Source organism: Ralstonia sp. Ralssp135, assembly GCF_047304345.1.
GTDB classification, from domain to species: Bacteria; Pseudomonadota; Gammaproteobacteria; order Burkholderiales; family Burkholderiaceae; genus Ralstonia; species Ralstonia chuxiongensis.
In genome coordinates this window covers 55,395-74,992 of the sequence record NZ_JBGLYZ010000014.1, presented here as the reverse complement: position 1 = coordinate 74,992, position 19,598 = coordinate 55,395, and the positions used below count along the sequence as shown (strand labels likewise).

Sequence of the window (19,598 nt, the reverse complement as noted above, 5' to 3'; positions counted from 1 at the left end):
CTTGGGTCGCAGCTTAAGGCGCCGCTTCTGCCGTGTGCGTAAGCTGCTTCAGCGCCTGGACGAAGTACGCGCGATCGTGGGGTGCCAGGTCTTGCATGGCTTGGGAGAGACGGTCCATTGTCGTGCGGGCGGTGATGTGATCGCCATCTGCGTGGGCAAACCATGCCAGCTCCAGCAGCAAGCCGCTCACCTGTACGTGGCCGTAGCGATGACGGCCGCTGTCGTGTTCGCGCAGGCGCAGTGCCGCCACGTCGGTCCAGCGCTGCGGCCAGTAGCGCGCATCAAAGGCTTCTGCAAATGGGCCGGCCTGCGTGCGCAGGTCGGTCAACGTGAGCGCAGCGCGGCACGTGTCCGCCCGAGCAATCCGCATCAGCGCGATGGCGTTCCACGCCGATTGCAGCGGCCCGCCATTGCGCAGCGCTTGCCATTCGCTCATGGCCAGCCAGCGGACGGCATCGACCGTGCCGTCGGCATGCGCTAAGTTGCCGAGCACATCGCGCAGCAGCCAGCACGTCATGCCGAGGTTGGCGGCAACCTGCTGCACAGCGTCGGACGCCTGGCTTTCCAGTGCGGCAGCCAGCGCGGTTTCGAATTGCGCGACGATGCGCTGTGCGGCCTGGGCGCGTACGTCCAACGCAATGCCGTCGGCATCGGCGTAGAGCAGGCGGGCGCGCTCGATGAGGGCGCTGAGATTGTTCCACTCGAAGCGGATCTGCGGGTGGTAGCGCAGCAGGCTGCGGCCGGGCTCCGCATCTGCCAGACGGGCGAGCAGGCCGGCAGCGAGGTCGAGGTCGCGGCGGTCATACGCACACCACGCGGTGACGATGCGCTCCATGGCGGCGAGGTAATCGTTGCCGAGCACGTGCCGCTGCCGGCGGTGCGCGCGCAGTTGCGAAAGCAGGGCACTGGCGCGTGTGGAATCGCCCAGGCGGCGCGCGGCCATTGCCTCACCCAGGGTGACGAGGGCGCGCTGGAAGTCGTTGTCGGCGGCGTCACTGGCGTGGCGCAGCGCGAGCAGAGCACCGCCGCGCTCGGTGTCAGACGCGCCGGCGCTGGCGCCCAGTGCATGCAACAGGCGGCCTTCGCGCATGGCGTGGCGCGCGGTCAGAAAGGCGTGCCAGAACGCGGGGTTGGGCGTGCCAGGCGCCGGGCCGGACAGCGCGCTGGCGTTGGCTTCGGTGCTGTTGTCCGTGCTGCCATCCGGCGTGGCAATCCCGAGGAAGGCGCGCACATCTGCGTCATCGGCAATCCGTCCTTCAACCACACAGACCACGCGCGCCGCGTCTTCGGGTGTGAGCCAGAAGGGCCCTTGGCTGCGCTTGTCTGCGTTGAGGAAGCGCGGCTCGCGGTCGCGCTGTTCGCCCCAGCCGGCCTGCACGCCCCAGTTCTGCCAGTCGCGAAACGCGCGGCTGATCATCATGCGCTGCGTGCTGGCGTCTGACACGGCGCCGCGCAGGTCCGCCAGGCGCACCAGCGGTTGTTCCGGCGACAGACGATGCGCGTATGCCAGCCGCACCAGCAGCCACAGGCTCTGGAACGGCGCGCGCCGACCATCCACGGTTTGCGGGGTGGTCAGCTCGACATGGAGGGCGGGCAGGGCAGGCGGCGTCATGCAGGCAATCAGGCGAAGCGAAACAAAACGTGGCGCCATTGTGCGCCAAGCCGATTGTTACAGGCGTTACGCGCGTGACGTGAGGCTTGGCGTGCACGCTGGCGGCGGCATGGCGCGCTCCCTACGATGCGCAGCGCTGGCTCATCTGCGCATCGACGGTTGCCGGCAGCCATCCACCCATTTCAAGGAACGTTTCATGTTCTCTCGCTGGTCGAAGACCTTCGCGTTTGCCCTCACGGCCTGCGCCGTTGCCATGAGCACCGCCACCGCCCGTGCCGAGATGGTCCTGCGCAATGACCTCAAGCGCGTGTTCGACGCAGCCGGCGTCTCCGGCACCTTCGTCCTGATGGACATCAGCGCTGACCGCACCTATGTCGTCGACCCGGCGCGGGCCGCGCGGCGCATCCATCCGGCATCCACGTTCAAGATTCCGAACAGCCTGATCGCCTTCGATACGGGCGCCGTGCGCGACGATCAGGAGGTGCTGCCTTACGGCGGCAAGCCACAGCCTTACAAGCAGTGGGAACACGACATGGCGTTGCCCGAGGCGATTCGCCTATCGGCGGTACCGATCTACCAGGAGGTGGCACGCCGCGTGGGTTTTGAACGCATGCAGGCCTACGTCGATGCGTTCGACTACGGCAATCGCCAACTCGGCAGCGTGATCGATCAATTCTGGCTACGCGGCCCGCTGGAGATTTCCGCATTCGAAGAGGCGCGCTTCACCAGCCGCATGGCGCTCAAGCAGTTGCCGGTGAAGCCGCGCACCTGGGACATGGTCCACCGCATGCTGTTGATCGAGCAGCAGGGCGATGCCGCGCTGTATGCCAAAACGGGTGTTGCCACGGAATACCAGCCGCAAATCGGCTGGTGGGTCGGCTGGGTGGAGCGTGCCGGGAGCGTGTATGCCTTCGCGCTGAACATCGACATGCCACGCGAGGGCGACATGGCCAAGCGTATTCCGCTGGGCAAGCAGTTGATGCAGGCGCTGGAGGTGTGGCCGGCGCCGTGAGAGGCGCAGCTGCGGGCTTCGCCGTCTGACCCGCAATCAGGGATGCCCGCAATCCACAATGAGATCGATCCTGAGGACGATGAAAATCGTAAAAAACTATTGCGCCGGTCCGTCTGAAGGCGGCCGGATGCAACACATCGGGGTCCTCATGTTGAAGGTCTACAAGGCAACGGCCGTCGCCGCAGTGGCGGCCCTCGGAGCCGGTTGCGCGCTGGCGGGCGGCACCCAGGGCGGCGTGATTTATTTCACTGGCGCCATCGTCCAGGCCGGGTTTCGCGTGCAGCCTGTGCAGCAGTCAATCGGTGCGGGAAACGCGTTGCAGGCGCGCGAATCCGCGTCCGGCGATCAAGTGGTGTTGGACTTTCGCTCGGCTGCGGTGCGGGTGGTGCCGGTTGATGTGTCGGTGGAGGCGCGCGCGGCGTCATCGCTCAAGCCCCTGCGAGTGGGCGATTCGCGCGGCAAGCCGGACGTGCTCGTCAAGTACGCCGGCTTCAAGGCCAGCTTGCTGGCGGCAAACAACGGCACGCTGACTTTGTCGCGCGCGCCGGGAGTGGAATCAGCGCTCGCGGTGGTGACAGTTTCCTACCAGTAAAAAAGGCGGGAATGCCACACCTGATTCGTTGACCGCCGCGATGGCGATTGAACAGGGATGGACATGAGAGCCTCAATCATCTTGCGCCCTCACGCACTCGGCGATGTCGGAGAGGCGCATCTGGGACAGATGATTGAGCAATGCGGCTTCTGCCGCCCCCAGCGCGTCGTCGAGGAATCGGTTGACCGCTGATTCCACAGGGCAAGCCGGGTTGTCCTCGGCTCTGCCGATCGAGAATGCGCTCTTATGCGCGATAGCCGCATATACGTCACGCACAGTAAGGTCGCTCAGTTCTCGGGCCAGCGACCAACCACCTCCGGGGCCCGCTATTGATTCGACATAACCGGCTTCACGCAGCGCGGCCATCGTGCGTCGAACGAGCGACGGCTGCGTGTGCAGCATCCTTGCGATGGTCTCGGAATTCGTCGTGCCGCCACGCAGGTGCATGTGAATGAGTACATGGAGAAGTCTCGCGAGCCTTGTGTCCCGTTTCATCTTGGTCAAGCAGGTTAATTGTGACATTTGATGTTACGATTTGTCGCGGTTTTCGGCAACGATTGGAGCGTGACCATGCAGACATTCACCCAGACCTTCATTGAAACCAATGGCATCCGCTTGGGTGTCGCCGAACAGGGAGCGGGGCCACTGGTGCTGCTTCTTCATGGGTTTCCCGAGACGTCTTACGCATGGCGGCACCAGTTGGCTGCGTTATCGAGCGCGGGATTTCGCGCGGTCGCCCCAGATATGCGCGGTTTCGGCCGAAGTGATTGTCCGGCTGAGCAAGCGCGGTACACGACGCTGGATATCATTGGTGATCTTGTGGGGCTCGTCGAGGCTCTAGGAGAGCAAAACGCGGTCGTGGTGGGCAATGACTGGGGCGCAACCATTGCATGGCAGGCTGCGCTGGTGCGGCCGGATCGCTTTCGCGCTGTGGTCGCGCTCGGAGTTCCGATGATGGACAGGGCTCCGCTGACGCCGAGCAAACTGTTTCCCGTGATGCAGCAGGCGTGGTTCTACACGCACTACTTTGCGCAACCGGGATACGCGGAGAGAGAGTTTGAGGCCGACGTTGCCACTACGCTGCGCAAACTCTATTTCTGGGCATCGGGCGACGCGGGTCCGCGCGACATCAACACGCCTAACCCTTTCGGTCTCGTACCTCGAGAGGCAGGGCTACTCGGCGCTCTGCCGCAACCTGCTGCGCTACCGACCTGGCTCAGCGAACACGAGTTCGAAGTCTTTGTGAGCGCGTTTGCGGCCTCGGGGTTTCGCGGTGGTCTGAACTACTACCGGAACCTCGATCGAAACTGGGACCTTCAGGCCGCCTTCAGCGGGCTGCAGGTCCAGACGCCTGCCCTTTACCTGGTCGGCGAATATGACACTGGGCTAGCAATACCTGGCATGCAAGAAATCATCAGCCTGATGCCCAAGCTTGTGCCGGGCCTACGAGGCTCTCAAATCATCCAAGGAGCCGGCCACTGGCTGCAGCAAGAGGCACCAGAACGTGTGAATACCGCAGTGATCGAGTTTCTGCACGGCCTGTAGCGGGCAATTGGCGTATAGGTCGGGGTTGGCCTTCCGCTCAACCGTGAGCGGCGGCCGCGGCCGGGTGCACTACACCCGCGCCTCAATCAGATCCGACAGGCCGCACTGCGGCGAGATCCTGGGCGACATCGCCAACTACACCGACATCGTGCCGGTGGTCCAGGTCAGCCAGGTCGTCGTCGAGCGGTTGGATCGCTGCGTCTTTTGAGACTTATTTCCCAGCCGAGTAGTTGATGGGAATCCAACGGAAGCCATGCTTATCCGCTTGCAAATGCCCCAGTCCTGGAAAAGGCACGTGAGCGGCGGCGAAAAGTATCTTGTCGTTGGCGATGCGGGTGAATTCCTTGATGCGTTCCTGTTCGGCCAACTGGCTGTTGCTATCGAACGAAACGGTGACCGTCGGATCTTCAAACTGAACGGCCGCGACATGGACGATGTCTCCCACCACCATCAAACGATGTCCCCGGCTCTCGATCATGTAGCCCACGTGCCCGGGTGTATGTCCAGCGCTCTGGTACGCCTGGATGCCGGGGCTCAACTCTTGCTCGCCGTCAAACGGCTGCACGCGGCCCGCCCTGATGTAGGGCTCCATGATCGCCATGGCACGGCGATAGCTGCCCTTTTGGTCGCCGCGATTGCCCTCCGGCGCCTTGGCCATGTTCGCCTCGCTCAGCCAGTAATCCAGCTCACGACGATTGACGCGGACGATCGCATTGGAAAAGCGCATTTCTCCATCCGTCGTCAGCCCACCAATATGGTCTGCGTGCATGTGCGTGATGTAGATTTCATCCACCTGGGACGGCGCATAACCGGATGCCCTCATGTTGGCTGCCAGCCTCCCCAGGTGCGGACCGAAGATGTTTCCTGCGCCGGTATCGATCAAAATCAGTTTGGCGCCCGTATTGATCAGGAAGGCGTTGTAGGACGTTTCGAGCGGACTTTGCAGGTAATTCTCGGCCAACACGTCGTCGACCTTTTGCGCGGTGGTGTTCGTCAGAAACTGGTCAACCGGCAATTCCAGCGTGCCGTCATTGAGCGCCGTCACCTCGTAAGCGCCCAACATGAAACGGAAAAAGCCCGGCGCTGATGTACGTGCAAAGGGAGCGGCCGCGTGGGCTGCGCACTGCAGCAGCAGGGACATCGTCAGAAGGCTGCACAGAGCAAACAGCTTGGTCATTGCATGTCGATATTTCATGATTGTCTTTCTGTATCGGTATCCGCATCGGCGTCTAAGCGGCGCAGCGGGCGTGCAGTTGGGTTTGATAGCAATATGGCCACGGACTTCAATTCCCACCCAAGGTGGCTCTGACCATCGCCGACCAGTCCTGGTCGCCGTAGCCGGCATCCACAGCGTCCTGCATGCGTGCATAAACGACGTCGAGCATAGGTAGCTCGCCGTTGGCGTCCCGTGCGGCTTCTTTCGCCAACCGCAGATCCTTCAGGCCCAGTGTCGCCTTGAAGCCTGGCGGGTATTCGTTCTTGATGATGTTGCCGGAGTAGGTCTGGTAGGGGCGAGAGCCAAACAAGGTGCCGAGGATCAATTCCAGAAAGCGTTCCCGCGGCACACCATGCGCTTCGGTCAGCACCACCGCTTCGGCCATCGCTTCGATCGCGAAGCTGATCATCATGTTGCACGCCAATTTGGCTGCATAGGCCATGCGCGGATCGTCGCCCATGCGCCAGATGCGCTTACCGATCAGCTCCAGCGCAGGCATGACCTTATCGATCGCGGCTGGGTCACCGGCGGCAAGAATGTTGAGCTCCGCCCGCGCAGCGACATCAGGCCGCCCCAGTACCGGCGCGGCGACAAAGGCGATGTCGTGGGCGCGATGATGATCCGCCAGCTCTTGTGAAAACGCAGCCGAGATCGTGGACGCCACCACATGCACCAAGCCAGGTCTTGCCTGCGCCAGCAGATCGCCTTCCATCAGCACACTGCGGATGGCCGAGTCGTCGGACAACATGGTCAATGCCATGTCGGCTTGCAATGCTTGCATTGGCGTATCCACCATTCGCACGCCTGCGACGCTCCCGCCCGAGCGATTCCATGCGACAACCTTGTGGCCGGCTGCAGCCAGGTTGCGGGCGATTTCCCGGCCCATCGCACCAAGGCCGATGATTCCGATTTCCATTTGCTTTGCTTGCTCCAGAAGTCAGGCCTTAGCTCGAACGGAGCCAACCAGGCCGTTGCTGCAGCCGATCGTTCGGCATGCGATGGAGCGTAGTCTCGCAACGTTCGATACTGTTCATCAACTGAATATAATGAACACCATCCGTTCATTTTTGTAAGGGGGTGGCATGGAGTGGAGTGATGTCAGGATCTTTCTTGCTGTTGCTCGCACAGGAACGCTCGGTGCCGCCGCACGGGCTCTGCGCCTAAGCCACCCGACCGTGGGCAGGCGATTGCGCGCTTTGGAAGAAGCCACAGGGCAGGTGCTGTTCCAGCGGACGGCGGACGGCTTCGTTCTGACTGAAGAAGGGATGGGAGTGCTTCCGCTTGCCGAGCAGATCGAAGAGGGAGCGCTGGCGATGGAGCGGAGACTGGCCGGCAAACAACAAGCGCTCGACGGCACGCTACGCGTGACGTCTGCCGACTGGTTCGGCGCCTACGTGTTGCCTCCGGTGCTGGCGGCGTATGCGGCCAAATATCCCCAAGTCCAGATCGAGGTGCTCACCGGAACGCGCCTGTTCAACCTGGCGCAACGGGAGGCTGATGTAGCGTTTCGCATTGTCCCGTTCGAGGAGCAGGACATCGTCCAACGGCGGTTGCTCCAGATGCGCTATGGCGTCTATGTGTCTGCCACCGGGCCCGCCCCGATCGCTGGCGACGGCAGCGGATATCGGCTGATCACGCCGGATGTGCTAAGTGGTTCGTTTCCGGATACCGCGTGGCTGAGAGAAATGTTTCCGAATGCAGGAGTCGCGCTGCATTCGAACAACCGAAACGTCAAAGCGCAGATGTGTGCGATGGGAATGGGCATTGCGGTGCTGCCGCGCCCGCTGGGTGACCAGACCCACGGTATCCGTCGACTGGAGCTGGACGCAGAACCACCGCATCGCGAGATATGGATGGGCTACCACCGTGACTTGAGGCGACTTAACCGCTTGTCTGCATTCGTTGACTTGATGGTCAGACATCTCGCCAACTCTGCATTTGATGCCTCTGCCACATCGCCGTGAATGCCCACTCTGCGCGCAATGCGCATCCATGGGTCGGATGATTTCATTCGGGCGATAGCGGCCAACCCAATTGGCCCGCACCGTTCCAGGCATCTCGCCTAGCGATGCGAGCCCCAGCCAAACGCTTACACCCCTGCCTCAATCAAATGCGAAATCTGCGCCGACGCCCGTGCAAAGTCAGTCAGCGCGCGGGCGCGCTTGCACCAATAGCTGCCGGCAGAGATGACGACCGGCTCTTTGGCGTCGTCGGCCTGCAGGACGATGAGCATGCCGATGTGGCGGGCTGCCTGATCCACCTAAATACAGCTGGGATCGGGCGGCAGAGCCGGCGAGGTTGTTCTGGCTGACATCGTTCAACGTCGGTCCCTGATGCGGCAGGGACGTTGGCCCTGCGCATTTTCGCTAAACGTTTGCTTCTGCCGGAAAAAAAGCGCCACTGCACACGACTCGGGCGCTGACGCCTCCACCCTCGGATGAGCGTCGGAAAGCGCAGGAGACGCAAAGATAGGGACCAATGAGCATCCTGCGTGCTTTCATTATCAGTGGATTGACAAGAAACTTAACCACCCATGAGAGGGGAGAAATGTGCTCTCCATTGAAAGCCGCCTGGTTGAACTGGTTTTGAGTTGGGAAGTGATGCGATGGTCTTCTTAAAACGACAGTTCCGCCATCGTCGGTTCAGGAAATTGGCCTTTAAAGTCGGTGCGGTTCCAGCGTTTCGACGTCGCGTTCGTCGACTTCTGGCGCCGTGACGACTCGATTGCGTCCTGTTGCCTTTGCTAGATACAGCGCAGCGTCCGCCCGCGCCAAGGCTACCTCCAACGTATCTCCGGGCATGACGCTTTCGACGCCCGCGCTGAACGTACAGCCCACGCCATCTTTGGGCGATCGTTCGACGGCAAGCCGCAGTTCATTTGTTAAAGCGGCTGCGTCTCGCTTGCGCGCATCCACGCAAATAATCGCGAATTCCTCGCCACCCAGACGCCCAAGAATGTCGCGCGACCGCAGGCGTGCAGACACAACAGATGCGAAATGTCTAAGGATCCGGTCCCCGACCGCATGGCCAAAAGCGTCGTTGACGGCTTTGAACTCGTCGATGTCCAGAATCGCGATCGACACCGGCGTGCCCTTTGCAGCCGCCTCGCGAAGCAAGGCGTTCGCCTTTTCCATGAAGTCGCGTCGCATCAGCGCACCGGTCAGTTCGTCAATACTCGCGAGCTGTTCCATCTTTCGTGCAAGTTGGTCATGCGCAAGCATCACCATCCCGGTAGACATGCACGGCAATGTGACGATCGCGAGCCCGAGAAACAAAACGTTCCAGGGCGAGGGCTCCAACATAGCCATTTGCGGCACTCCGAAGCCTCCGGCGACGGCGCGCGCGATATGGAATAACGCGCCCAGAAAAGCGGCTGCTGCAACGAATCGATAAGGGTAGCGCGCACCGTCACGCGGCGCGTGACGCAGCGCCAACGTACCCACGGCGATCCTTGCATAGGCGAGCAATGTGGATACCAGCGCGATCTTCGCACCCATGTTTGGCGACACGTAAGTAAAGTACACCACCGCAGCGAAGGCGATGACGAACGCCGCGGTTTCGTCGTGCCGTGCGTAAGCCTTGCCGAAGAACTGCCGCATCCCCTGCACGAGCAACAGCAAGGCTGTCAGAGCAATGAACGCGGCTCCAATGGTGGTGAACTGTCCTGGCTGAGCACCGGCGGCCAACATCCATGCCAAAGCAGTGGCCAAAAGTGCGTGAGCGACGCACCAGCGGCCTATACCGGGCACCCCAGTCCGAAGCAGCGAACCGAGGATGCCCACGCTCATCAGGCAGGACATGATCACAATACCTACCAGAATGAGTGGTGTGAGCATGAGATCGGGTGGTGACAAATATTGGCGAAACAAGAAGAGCGACACCGTATTCGACAACTGAGCGCAAAACGAATGACCGGTGGCACGCGCTTCTGTTGCCAAATTCCGGGAACCGCAGTTGCGGGGCGCTCAAGCGGCCAACGTGCCGTTCCCAAGTTTGAAGATTGCGCGCGCGACGCAGTGCATCGGTCTGCTTGGCTACGGTATGAGTGGCAGCTGAACTTCCTTCCACCGCTGGTGCATTCGGCTGCGTGATTTCCTCAATCTGGCCGACATCGATGTTGACTTGCTCGACAGGTTCATATTTTCGGGTAAAGCAATTACAGCTGGGCAAGGTCTTGGGCCGTACGTCTTCTTATCGGCCAATCTGCGTTCCACTTAATACTGTTTTCGGCAATACGCCATGACGAAACGGAAAAATGTACGGTCTAGGGACACTCAATTGCTGGGCGGTGGTCCTCGTCGGGCATTGAGGCGTGGAGTGAGGCTTTTGAGGACTCGTTTTACAGCTTCACGGACAGAGGGCGCGGCTCTGGGTTCAACCACGCATCAGTGTTCTCCGGCTTGATTGGAATCGGGCGGCGGATCGCCGGTGATGATGGCGAGCGACAGCAGATCTTTCTCGCCGAGCTCGGTCGCCAGTGTGACCACACGCAGGCGACGAACAGCGTCTGCGGCCATGCGCGCGCGGACGACCTCTGCGATCTTCTTCTCTTCGTCGGTCTTGGGCGATACGAGGACAGGCGTGATTCGGCCACGCAAAAAAGCCCACCGAGGTGGGCTTAGTGCTGCATCAATTGCTCGAAAGACTTCCTCTTCTTTTGCTGAAGAGGTCCATCGCGTGCCATGTCTCGTCGCCACGCAGAGATATCGTTTGCGCGGTGGATGGTGTTCTGTTCAAAACACCAGCGCAAGCCATTGATTTTATTGCGACGCACTCTCCCTTTTTGGCCGTGATTCTCACGCAATAAAGCGGAGGTGTCCTCTTCTATTCGTACACTTGCGACGTTTTGATGGTGGGGTGGTACTGGTACAGCCACGTCTCAGACAGCGGCTTGCCATCCACGCGCAGGAACAGCCGCATATCCACCGGCTCCTTCCCGTCAACCGTCAGATCGAACTGGGCGCGCCAGTGGCCCGGCACGCCATTCGGCACGGCTTCGGTAAACACGTATGAGAACGTGCCGCGCGAGGTAGAGAGCACTGCCTCCGGCTTGGTGCCGAAGGGCAGCTTCTCCAGCGGGCCGCCCTTGAACTCGACCATGAACTTGCGCACGCCGTGCGGACGCGGCTGGCCCGGCTGGCCGCCGTTGCCCATGCGCGTGGCTACGCAACGCGCCAGTTGTGTCGGATACGGCTCGTCGGCCAGCCAATGCAGGCGATAGCGCAGACGGTATTGGCTGCCCGCGCGCGCCGGCGCTTTCGGCACCCACATGGCGACGATGTTGTCGTGGATCTCGTCGTCGGTCGGGATCTCGATGAGCTGCACGGCGCCTTCGCCCCAGCCCTCCAGCGGCTCGACCCACAGGCTCGGGCGGCGCTCGTAGTGCACGCCGTCCTGATAGTCGTTGAAATCCCGGTCGCGTTGCAGCAGGCCGAAGCCGCGCGGGTTGTTGTCGCCAAATGCAGATGCCATCGTGCGCGGCGGATCGTTCAGCGGGCGCCAGATGCGTTCGCCGCTGCCGGTCCAGAGCGCCAGGCCGTCGGAATCGTGCACCTCGGGGCGCCAGTCGATGGCGGTGCCCTTGGCGGTTTCCGAGAACCAGTACATCGACGTGGCAGGTGCGATGCCGAAACGGTCCACGTCCTTGCGCAGGAAGATGGCCGTGTCGATATCCATCACCACGCCCTTCGTGCGGTGCATGACAAAACGGTATGCACCCGTGATGCTCGGGCCGTCGAGCAGCGTGTAGATCGTCACGGAATCGGCGCGGTTGTCTGCCGGCGTGTCGAACCACACGTGCGTGAAATTGGGAAATTCCTCGGGCTTGCCGGCCTGCGCAACATCAAGCGCGATCCCGCGTGCGGAGAGCCCGTATTGATACAGCTCGCCGATGGCGCGGAAGTACGACGCGCCCAGGAAGGCGACCCAATCGTTCTTTTTCCAGTCGAGCTTTTTCTGGTCGCCCAGACGGCTTTCCTGGAAGCGGAAACCCGCAAAGCCACTGCCGCGCGGCAGCTTGCGCGCCGGGCTGTCGGCGGGCATGTCGAAGTACGACTCGTCGTAGACGATCTCACGTGCGGCGCCTTTTTCCACCACGTGCATGCGCACCGGCGCGCGGAAGAACGTGCCCAGGTGGAAGAACGTCACCGGAAACTGGCCCGGGCCGTCGGCAAAGAGCGCGTGGGCGGTGTCGAACTTGATCTTGCCGTGCGCCTCGTAATCGATCTTGGCCAGGATGTCGGCAGGCGCCGTAGCCGGCGGCGTGTAAGGCTTGCCGGCCATCGTGCGGGCGCGTTCGATCAGCGCATCGAAAGAAAACGGCGCGGCATCGCCCAGCTTGACGCGATTGGCGGCCAGCGCTTCGGGCGTGATGCCGAGCGCCGCCAGCGTGGCGGTAACGGATGCGGAGGCAAGAAGGGTTCGACGTGTGACCATAGGTGCCTGTGATGTGACTGATGAATAAGAATGGTCCGACATGGTAACGCGGGCCCAGGTTCCGCCACGGGCTGGAGGCTCCTCCGGATGGCCGATCCACTGCCGTTTGGTCGCCCAGATCGACCATTCGTCGCAGAGCACTTGAACTTGCAAGTGCCGGTTACGATACTTGGGCCACATCAATGGGGGGCTGGGATGACGCTACGACTGCGCAGCATCGGCATCGCTTTGGCATTGGTTTGCGCGGTAGGCGGCGCCCAGGCAGCGCCCTGCGACGCGCCCGCGCAGTTGAACGATGGCTGGCAGACCGAAGCCGACCCCGCTGCGGCCGGTTTCGATTCCGGCCGCCTTTGCACAGTCTTGCGCAGTTTTGCCGACGCCGATATCAACTTCCACAGCCTGCTCGTGGTGCGTCATGGCCATCTGGTGGCGGAGGTCTATCACGCCGGCAAGGATGAGCGTGTGAAGGACCTGTTCCGCACCACGCGCACGTTCGACGCCAGCACGCTTCACGACATCCGCTCGATCAGCAAATCGGTGACGAGCCTGCTGTGGGGCATTGCGCAAGGGCAGGGGAAGATGCCGCCGCTCGACACGCCAGTGCTGTCGTTATTTCCCGGGCTGGCGGATCTGAATCGCGATGGCCGCGAGGCGATCACGCTCTCGCAGATGCTGTCGATGTCGAGCGGCCTTGCCTGGAACGAATGGCGTGCGACGAGCTTCTTGAACAACGACGAGTTCGGACTGTTCTGGCACACGTCTCAGGCGCACTACGTGTTTGACCGCCCGATGGCGGCGCCGGCTGGCACGCAGTTCAACTACAACGGCGGCAACACGGCGGTACTGGCGCAGCTACTGGCAGAGCGCGTCGGCATGTCGTTGCCGGAGTACGCGCGCAAGCAACTGTTCGAACCGCTGGGCATCACCGATTGGGAATGGGTAGACGACTACCGTGGCCGCCCGCTGGCGTTTGCCGGCGTGCGCCTGCGCCCCCGAGACCTGGCGCGCATCGGCCAACTCGTGCTGCAGCACGGCCAGTGGAATGGGCGGCAACTCGTGCCCGCCGAGTGGATTGCCGAATCAACGCGCCCGCGCATCGACACCGGCATGGGCTTGCAGTACGGCTATCAGTGGTGGCTCGGCAAGGTGGTGGCCGGCGGCACCGAACAGGCGTGGATCGGTGGCATCGGCAACGGTGGCCAGCGTCTGTGGATCGTGCCCGGGCTCGACATGGTGATCGTCACCACCGCGGGCGATTACAACCAGCGTGCCTCATGGAAGCAGGCCGAAACCCTGCTCGACCAAGTCATGGCGGCCGTGCAGCCGTCGCCCCACTAACGGCGGCGCGGCGGCGCGGTTGCGTGGCCGCGCGGGCTTAAAGGAACCGGTCGAGGATCTTGCGGCTGTGTTTGTCCAGCGCAAGCAGGTCGCGGATCAGGTAGTGGATGCCGTGGCTGTCGGAAATGAGCAGCGTGGTGCCGGTCAGGCGCCGGATGTCTTCTTCGCCGCGCAGCACGAGGTCGGTCTGGCCGCGGTCGGTCTGCACCGTCCATGTGCTGGGCGTCGCGTAGGTCGATACGCCGACGATCTTGCGGATTTCGGGCATGAATTCACGCGCACCGAGTTCGGCTTCGATCAGCGCGCGCATCGGCGCGGGCAGCGCATCGGGCTGCGTGATCCATGCCAGCTCGCGGCCGTCGGTGCTCATCAGGCTCAAGCCCTCGCCCGCGGCGGAGATCGGAAACGCGCGCACGGGCACCACGCCTTCATGCACGGTGCCATCCGCCAGGGTCATCACAAGCTTGCCGAAGCCGTTGCGGCTCAGGGTGAAATCGGGCGTTTGCATCGCAGTCATTTCAAATAGGGGATCACTGCGCGTAAGCCGGCGCGGCGGCGTCCACGCGCTCGCCGTCGCTGGTCAGATCGGTGTCGGCGTCGACATTGCGGGCCTGCGCCTGATAGAGCTTGTAGTACGCCCCTTCGCGCGCGAGCAGTTCATCGTGGTTGCCCACTTCGACAATCTGGCCGCGATCCATGACGACCAGGCGGTCGGCCTTGCGCAGCGTCGACAAACGGTGCGCGATGGCGATGGTCGTGCGGCCCTGCACGAGGTTGTCGAGCGCTTTCTGGATTTCCTTCTCGGTGGTCGTATCCACGGAAGACGTGGCCTCGTCCATGATCAGGATGCGCGGGTTGATGAGCAGCGCGCGCGCAATCGAAATACGCTGGCGTTCGCCGCCCGACAGCGCTTGGCCGCGTTCACCCACCAGCGAGTCGTAGCCGTGCGGCAGGCGCAGGATGAACTCGTGGGCGTGGGCGGCACGCGCGGCGGCAACGATCTCTTCACGCGTGGCGCCGGGTTTGCCGTAGGCAATGTTGTCGGCAATCGTGCCGAAGAACAGGAACGGCTCCTGCAACACCAGGCCGATGTTGCGGCGGAATTCCGACACGGGCAGCGAGCGGATATCGGTGCCGTCCAAGCGGATCGCGCCTTCCGACACATCGTAGAAGCGGCAGATCAGGTTCACGAGCGTGCTCTTGCCCGAGCCGCTATGCCCGACCAGACCGATCATCTCGCCCGGCTGGATCGACAGGTTCAGGCCACGGATCACCGCGCGGTTGCCGTAGCGGAAGCCCAGGTCTCGCAACTCGATTGCCCCGTCCACCTTCTCGATGTGCACAGGCTTGACCGGCTCCGGCACGCTCGACACATGATCGAGAATGTCGAAGATGCGCTTGGCACCGGCCGCCGCCTTCTGCGTGACGGACACGATGCGGCTCATGGAATCCAGGCGCGTGTAGAAGCGGCTGATATAGGTCAGGAACGCCACCAGCACACCGACGGTAATGGCGTCGTGGCTGACCTGCCAGATCCCGAAAATCCATACCACCAGCAGCCCGACTTCGGTCAGCAGCGTCACGGTCGGGGTAAACAACGACCAGACCGCGTTGACGCGATCGTTGATCGCCAGGTTGTGCTTGTTGGCCTCGGCAAAGCGTGTCACCTCGCGCTTTTCCTGGGCAAAGGCCTTCACCACGCGGATGCCCGGGATCGTATCGGCCAGCACGTTCGTGATTTCCGACCAGATCCGGTCGATTTTCTCAAAGCCGTGGCGCAGGCGGTCGCGCACCAGGTGGATCATCCACGCGATGAACGGCAGCGGCACCAGCGTGACGAGCGCAAGCCAGGGGTCGATCGAGACCAGGATGACCGCCGTCATCGCAATCATCAGCACGTCGGTCGCGAAATCGAGCAGGTGCAACGACAGGAACACGCTGATCCGGTCGCTTTCCGAGCCGATGCGTGCCATCAGGTCGCCCGTGCGCTTGCCGCCGAAGTATTCGAGCGACAGCTTGAGCAGGTGCTCGTAGGTGGTTGTGCGCAGGTCGGCACTGATGCGCTCGGACACGCGCGCCAGCAGATAAGTGCGCGCCCAGCCCAGCACCCACGCCACCAGCGCGGCGCCAAACAGGCCGGAAAGGTAGAGCGTGACCAGGCGGTAATCGACTGGTTGCCCGTTCTGGTAGGGGATCAGCACCTTGTCCATCAAGGGCATCGTCAGGTACGGCGGCACCAGCGTGGCGGCCGTGCCGATCAGCAGCAGGGCGAAACCGGCCAGCAATTCCCACCGATACGGCTGGGCGAAGCGCCACAGGCGCAGCAGCGCCCAGGTCGAGGGCGGCTGCTCCAGTTCGCGGCTGCATTGCGGGCAGTTCTCTTCACCGGGCGGCAGGGGCGCCTTGCAGGTGGGGCAGACCTCCGCGTCGGGGTGCGCGGCTTGGGCACCGGTGGCCAGGGCATTGCGCTGGGCGTCGAACGCGTCGGCCAGCCGCAGGGCGTCGGTGTTGCGGCCCAGCGTGTACCGCCAGCTCGCCAGCCGGCGCTGTCCGTCGGACAACTCCAGCGTGCCGACGCCGGCGTGGTCGCTGTGGGCCAGCGTCATGCCAGGGGCGATGTCCCAGCTTTGTAAATCCTTTTGGCCGGGGGCTTGGCCGACCAGGCGCCGGTTCGTAACAACCAGCCACCCTTGGGTAAAATGCAGCCTTGCGTCCAAATCCAGCTGCAGCCCGGCCAGGATGGTTTCTTCTGGAGCGAGGCTCGGGGCCAGCGCGACACTCCAGGGTTCCTGAGCGCGGGCGACGGTGGGGGCGGACGATGGGGAGGACTGGGTCATCAGTGGCGCAAAGAATTCAAAAAGCGCGTCCAAATGGCCAAAAAACAGCCCAAAACGGGAAAAGGACGAACATAAATCGAGGCAAGAGTGCGGCGTCGCAATTGTTGCGGCCTGCAAATTTTGCTCGCAAGTATACATAGCCACGCCAGCCCGGCATTTGGTGCGCTGCACAACGCACTTCGGGCTCAAGACGTCAACGCCGACGCCGTTGTAACGTTATTGAAAGGTAACGGTTCGATTCCACGGACCAATTCACGGGTACATCGCCCCCTGCTTCCAAGCAAATTCAATGAAGAAGAAGGACATTGAGATTCTCGATGTCATGTCGCTGCGCGGCCCGAATATGTGGACATATCGGCCAGTGCTCGAGGCATGGGTCGACATTGGTGAACTGGAGGATTTTCCTTCCAACACGATTCCGGGTTTCTACGAGCGCCTCTCGACATGGCTCCCAACGCTGATCGAGCACCGCTGCAGCCCCGGCGTGCGCGGCGGCTTCCTGATGCGCTTGAAGGAGGGCACCTGGCCCGGCCACATCCTGGAACACGTCACCCTGGAATTGCAGAACCTGGCCGGCATGCCCGGCGGGTTTGGCAAGGCGCGCGAGACGCCCGTGCGCGGCGTCTACAAGGTGATCGTCCGTGCCTGGCACGAAGACGTGACCCGCGCTGCCCTGCTGGCCGCCCGTGACCTGGTCATGGCGGCCATTGAAGACCGCCCGTTCGACGTGGATGCGGCCGTCGAAACGCTGCGCGACCTGGTGGACGAACATTGCCTCGGCCCCAGCACCGCCTGCATCGTCGATGCTGCCGATGATCGCAATATCCCGTCCATCCGCTTGTCGGACGGCAATCTCGTGCAGCTCGGCTACGGCGCACGCCAGCGCCGCATCTGGACGGCCGAGACGGACCGCACCAGCGCCATTGCAGAATCGATCTCGCGCGACAAGGACCTGACCAAGAGCCTGCTGCAGTCATGCGGCGTGCCTGTGCCGGAAGGCCGCATGGTCGATAACGCCGAAGACGCCTGGGACGCCGCCGAAGACATCGGCGTGCCGGTGGTGGTCAAACCGTACGACGGCAACCACGGCCGCGGCGTGTTCACGAACCTGATGACCCGCGAAGAGGTGGAAACGGCGTATGCCGTGGCCATCGAGGAAGGCAACGGCGTGATCGTCGAGCGCTTCGTCTCTGGTAACGAACACCGCCTGCTGGTCGTGGGCGGCCGCGTGGCGGCGGCGGCGATGGGCGAAACCGCGTCGGTGATCGGCGATGGCACCTCGACCATCGAAGAACTGATCGAATCGCAGATCAATTCCGACCCGCGCCGCGGCAGCACCGAAGAACACCCGCTGAACTGCGTGCGCCTGGACTCTGCCGCACTCCTCGAACTCAAGCGCCAGGGCTATGCCGACGGCAGCGCCGTACCGCCCGCGGGCCGCAGCGTGCTGATCCAGCGCAACGGCAACGTCGCCTTTGACGTGACCGATCGCGTGCACCCGAGCGTGGCCGCGCATGCGTCGCTGGCGGCGCGGGTGGTCGGGCTCGACATTGCCGGCGTGGATCTGGTGGCCGATGACATCTCGCGCCCGCTCGATGAACAGCGCGGCGCCATTGTGGAAGTCAACGCGGGGCCGGGCCTGCTGATGCACATTCGACCGGCCCAGGGCGAACCCCGCCCTGTGGGCCGCGCGATTGTGGATCACCTGTTTTCCGACAAGGACGGCGTGCAGGACGACGGCCGTATTCCCATCGTCGGCATCACGGGTACCAACGGCAAAACTGTCGTCGCGAAGCTGGTTGCGCAGTTGCTGCAGCTCTCGGGCAAGCACACGGGCCTGGGCTGCAGCGATGGCCTGTTCCTGGACCGCCGCCAAGTCGAGGCGAGCAACAACCGAGGCGGTCATGGCGACCGCGCTGCGTGGGACGCCTGCCACCGCATCCTGATGAATCGCGCGGTGGAAGCCGCTGTGTTCGAGAGCGACAGCGGCATGATCCTCTCGCAAGGATTGCCGTATGACCGTTGCCAGGTTGGCGTTGTCACCAACTTCGGCAAGCCCGATCACCTGGGCGACTTCTACGTCGAAGACGAAGACCGCATGTACAGCGTTCTGCGCACGCAGATTGACGTTGTGCTGAAGTCTGGCGTGGGCGTGCTCAATGCCGCCGATGCGCGCCTCGTTGAAATGGCCGACCTGTGCGACGGCGAAGTGATCTTCTTCGCGTTGTCGGGCGATCTGGAAGCCATTGCCGCGCACCGCGCCGCTGGCAAACGGGCCGTGTTCGTGCGTGACGGTAAGGTGGTGCTCGCCACCGGCGCGACCGAACTGGCGCTGGCCGATGTGTCGGCCATTCCGCTGACCTACGCCGGCCGCGTCCCGTTCCAACTTGAGAACGTGCTGGCCGCCGTGGCCACCGGCTGGGCGCTGGGCATTTCCAACGACCTGATGCGCGCCGGTATCGTCACCTTCGATGTGGGCCAGGTGGATGTACCGGGCCGCTTCACGCTGTTCCAGCACCACGGCGCCACCATCGTGGTGGATGACGCGCACAACGCCTCGGCGCTGGAAGCCCTGGCCGCTGCGCTGGACAACTTCCCCGCCCAACGCCGCACGCTCGTATTCGGTGCCGGCCTGCAACGCCGCGACGAAGACCTGATTGCGCAAGGCACCGTCATCGGCCAGACGTTCGATCGCGTGCTGCTATGCGAAGACGCCAGCGTCAAGCGCACCGATGCCGAGTTCGATCGCCAAGCACGCGCGCTGCTCAAACAAGGGCTGCAGGCGGGCGGTCGCGTGGCTGAAGTCGTCGTCGAAGGAGCCAAGCGCCGGGATGTCGTGGATGCGGCGCTCTCGCAGCTCACGGCAGGTGACCTGCTGGTCCTGCAATGCGACGAGTGCGCCATCGAGGGCACCGTCGAGCAGGTACACCAGTGGATGGGCCGCGCCGAATCCCAGAACTGACGATCGGGCCTGAATCCAAAAGAACGCCCAAAGCACAACGGAAAGCTGA

16 protein-coding genes and 1 pseudogene are annotated in these 19,598 nt (G+C 62.9%); 7 read left to right on the top strand and 10 right to left on the bottom strand.

What is annotated here, in order from left to right; translation table 11 throughout:
• Window positions 1-13: 13 nt before the first annotated feature.
• The gene (locus ACCD03_RS12200; RefSeq protein WP_413411757.1) at window positions 14-1,612 is read right to left on the bottom strand and encodes a hypothetical protein; all 1,599 of its coding nucleotides are present in this window, start codon (window positions 1,610-1,612) and stop codon (window positions 14-16) included.
• Between the two features lie 196 nt (window positions 1,613-1,808).
• Between ACCD03_RS12200 and blaOXA the strand changes: the two genes are divergently transcribed.
• A complete protein-coding gene (gene blaOXA, locus ACCD03_RS12195; RefSeq protein ID WP_413411755.1) occupies window positions 1,809-2,624 on the top strand; it encodes an OXA-60 family carbapenem-hydrolyzing class D beta-lactamase in 816 nt (271 codons plus the stop codon).
• A gap of 148 nt (window positions 2,625-2,772) precedes the next feature.
• Window positions 2,773-3,216: a hypothetical protein gene (locus ACCD03_RS12190; protein WP_413411753.1), complete on the top strand. Its 444-nt coding sequence runs from the start codon at window positions 2,773-2,775 to the stop codon at window positions 3,214-3,216.
• Window positions 3,217-3,288: 72 nt separating this feature from the next.
• On the opposite strand, the gene ACCD03_RS12185 is transcribed toward ACCD03_RS12190, so the two are convergent.
• Window positions 3,289-3,711 carry an Rrf2 family transcriptional regulator gene (locus ACCD03_RS12185; RefSeq protein WP_413411784.1) on the bottom strand — a complete coding sequence of 141 codons (423 nt, stop codon included), beginning with the start codon at window positions 3,709-3,711 and terminating at the stop codon, window positions 3,289-3,291.
• A 75-nt stretch (window positions 3,712-3,786) separates the two neighbouring features.
• On the opposite strand from ACCD03_RS12185, the gene ACCD03_RS12180 reads away from it, so the two are divergent.
• Entirely contained in the window at window positions 3,787-4,761 is a 975-nt protein-coding gene (locus ACCD03_RS12180) for an alpha/beta hydrolase (protein ID WP_325649099.1), read from the top strand.
• 100 nt (window positions 4,762-4,861) lie between these two features.
• Window positions 4,862-4,969, top strand: a pseudogene (locus ACCD03_RS12175) (EthD family reductase); the annotation flags it as partial.
• Between the two features lie 3 nt (window positions 4,970-4,972).
• Here ACCD03_RS12175 and ACCD03_RS12170 read toward each other — a convergent pair.
• The gene (locus ACCD03_RS12170; RefSeq protein WP_413411750.1) at window positions 4,973-5,938 is read right to left on the bottom strand and encodes an MBL fold metallo-hydrolase; all 966 of its coding nucleotides are present in this window, start codon (window positions 5,936-5,938) and stop codon (window positions 4,973-4,975) included.
• A gap of 106 nt (window positions 5,939-6,044) precedes the next feature.
• On the bottom strand, window positions 6,045-6,893 hold the full coding sequence (locus ACCD03_RS12165) for an NAD(P)-dependent oxidoreductase (RefSeq protein WP_413411748.1): 849 nt from the start codon (window positions 6,891-6,893) through the stop codon (window positions 6,045-6,047).
• Between the two features lie 166 nt (window positions 6,894-7,059).
• Here ACCD03_RS12165 and ACCD03_RS12160 point away from each other — a divergent pair, with 166 nt between their 5' ends.
• Entirely contained in the window at window positions 7,060-7,941 is an 882-nt protein-coding gene (locus tag ACCD03_RS12160) for a LysR family transcriptional regulator (protein ID WP_316672932.1), read from the top strand.
• Window positions 7,942-8,066: 125 nt separating this feature from the next.
• Here the strand turns inward: ACCD03_RS12160 and ACCD03_RS12155 are convergent, their stop codons facing one another.
• The 4 genes from ACCD03_RS12155 to ACCD03_RS12140 form a co-directional block, all read right to left on the bottom strand.
• Entirely contained in the window at window positions 8,067-8,237 is a 171-nt protein-coding gene (locus ACCD03_RS12155) for a hypothetical protein (RefSeq protein ID WP_413411745.1), read from the bottom strand.
• 397 nt (window positions 8,238-8,634) lie between these two features.
• Window positions 8,635-9,915, bottom strand: coding sequence for a GGDEF domain-containing protein (locus tag ACCD03_RS12150; protein WP_413411743.1), 1,281 nt, complete (start codon window positions 9,913-9,915; stop codon window positions 8,635-8,637).
• A gap of 447 nt (window positions 9,916-10,362) precedes the next feature.
• Window positions 10,363-10,575, bottom strand: coding sequence for a hypothetical protein (locus tag ACCD03_RS12145; RefSeq protein ID WP_413411741.1), 213 nt, complete (start codon window positions 10,573-10,575; stop codon window positions 10,363-10,365).
• Between the two features lie 226 nt (window positions 10,576-10,801).
• A complete protein-coding gene (locus ACCD03_RS12140; protein ID WP_045205378.1) occupies window positions 10,802-12,412 on the bottom strand; it encodes a glucan biosynthesis protein in 1,611 nt (536 codons plus the stop codon).
• Window positions 12,413-12,607: 195 nt separating this feature from the next.
• On the opposite strand from ACCD03_RS12140, the gene ACCD03_RS12135 reads away from it, so the two are divergent.
• Window positions 12,608-13,750, top strand: coding sequence for a serine hydrolase domain-containing protein (locus tag ACCD03_RS12135; RefSeq protein ID WP_413411739.1), 1,143 nt, complete (start codon window positions 12,608-12,610; stop codon window positions 13,748-13,750).
• A gap of 37 nt (window positions 13,751-13,787) precedes the next feature.
• Here the strand turns inward: ACCD03_RS12135 and ACCD03_RS12130 are convergent, their stop codons facing one another.
• Together ACCD03_RS12130 and ACCD03_RS12125 are read right to left on the bottom strand one after the other, a co-directional pair.
• Entirely contained in the window at window positions 13,788-14,258 is a 471-nt protein-coding gene (locus ACCD03_RS12130) for a DUF1854 domain-containing protein (RefSeq protein WP_413411783.1), read from the bottom strand.
• Window positions 14,259-14,280: 22 nt separating this feature from the next.
• Window positions 14,281-16,587 carry an ABC transporter transmembrane domain-containing protein gene (locus tag ACCD03_RS12125; protein ID WP_413411737.1) on the bottom strand — a complete coding sequence of 769 codons (2,307 nt, stop codon included), beginning with the start codon at window positions 16,585-16,587 and terminating at the stop codon, window positions 14,281-14,283.
• A 289-nt stretch (window positions 16,588-16,876) separates the two neighbouring features.
• On the opposite strand from ACCD03_RS12125, the gene cphA reads away from it, so the two are divergent.
• Window positions 16,877-19,549 (top strand): cyanophycin synthetase, encoded by a 2,673-nt coding sequence (gene cphA, locus ACCD03_RS12120; RefSeq protein ID WP_413411735.1) that lies wholly within the window; start codon window positions 16,877-16,879, stop codon window positions 19,547-19,549.
• Window positions 19,550-19,598 lie beyond the last annotated feature (49 nt).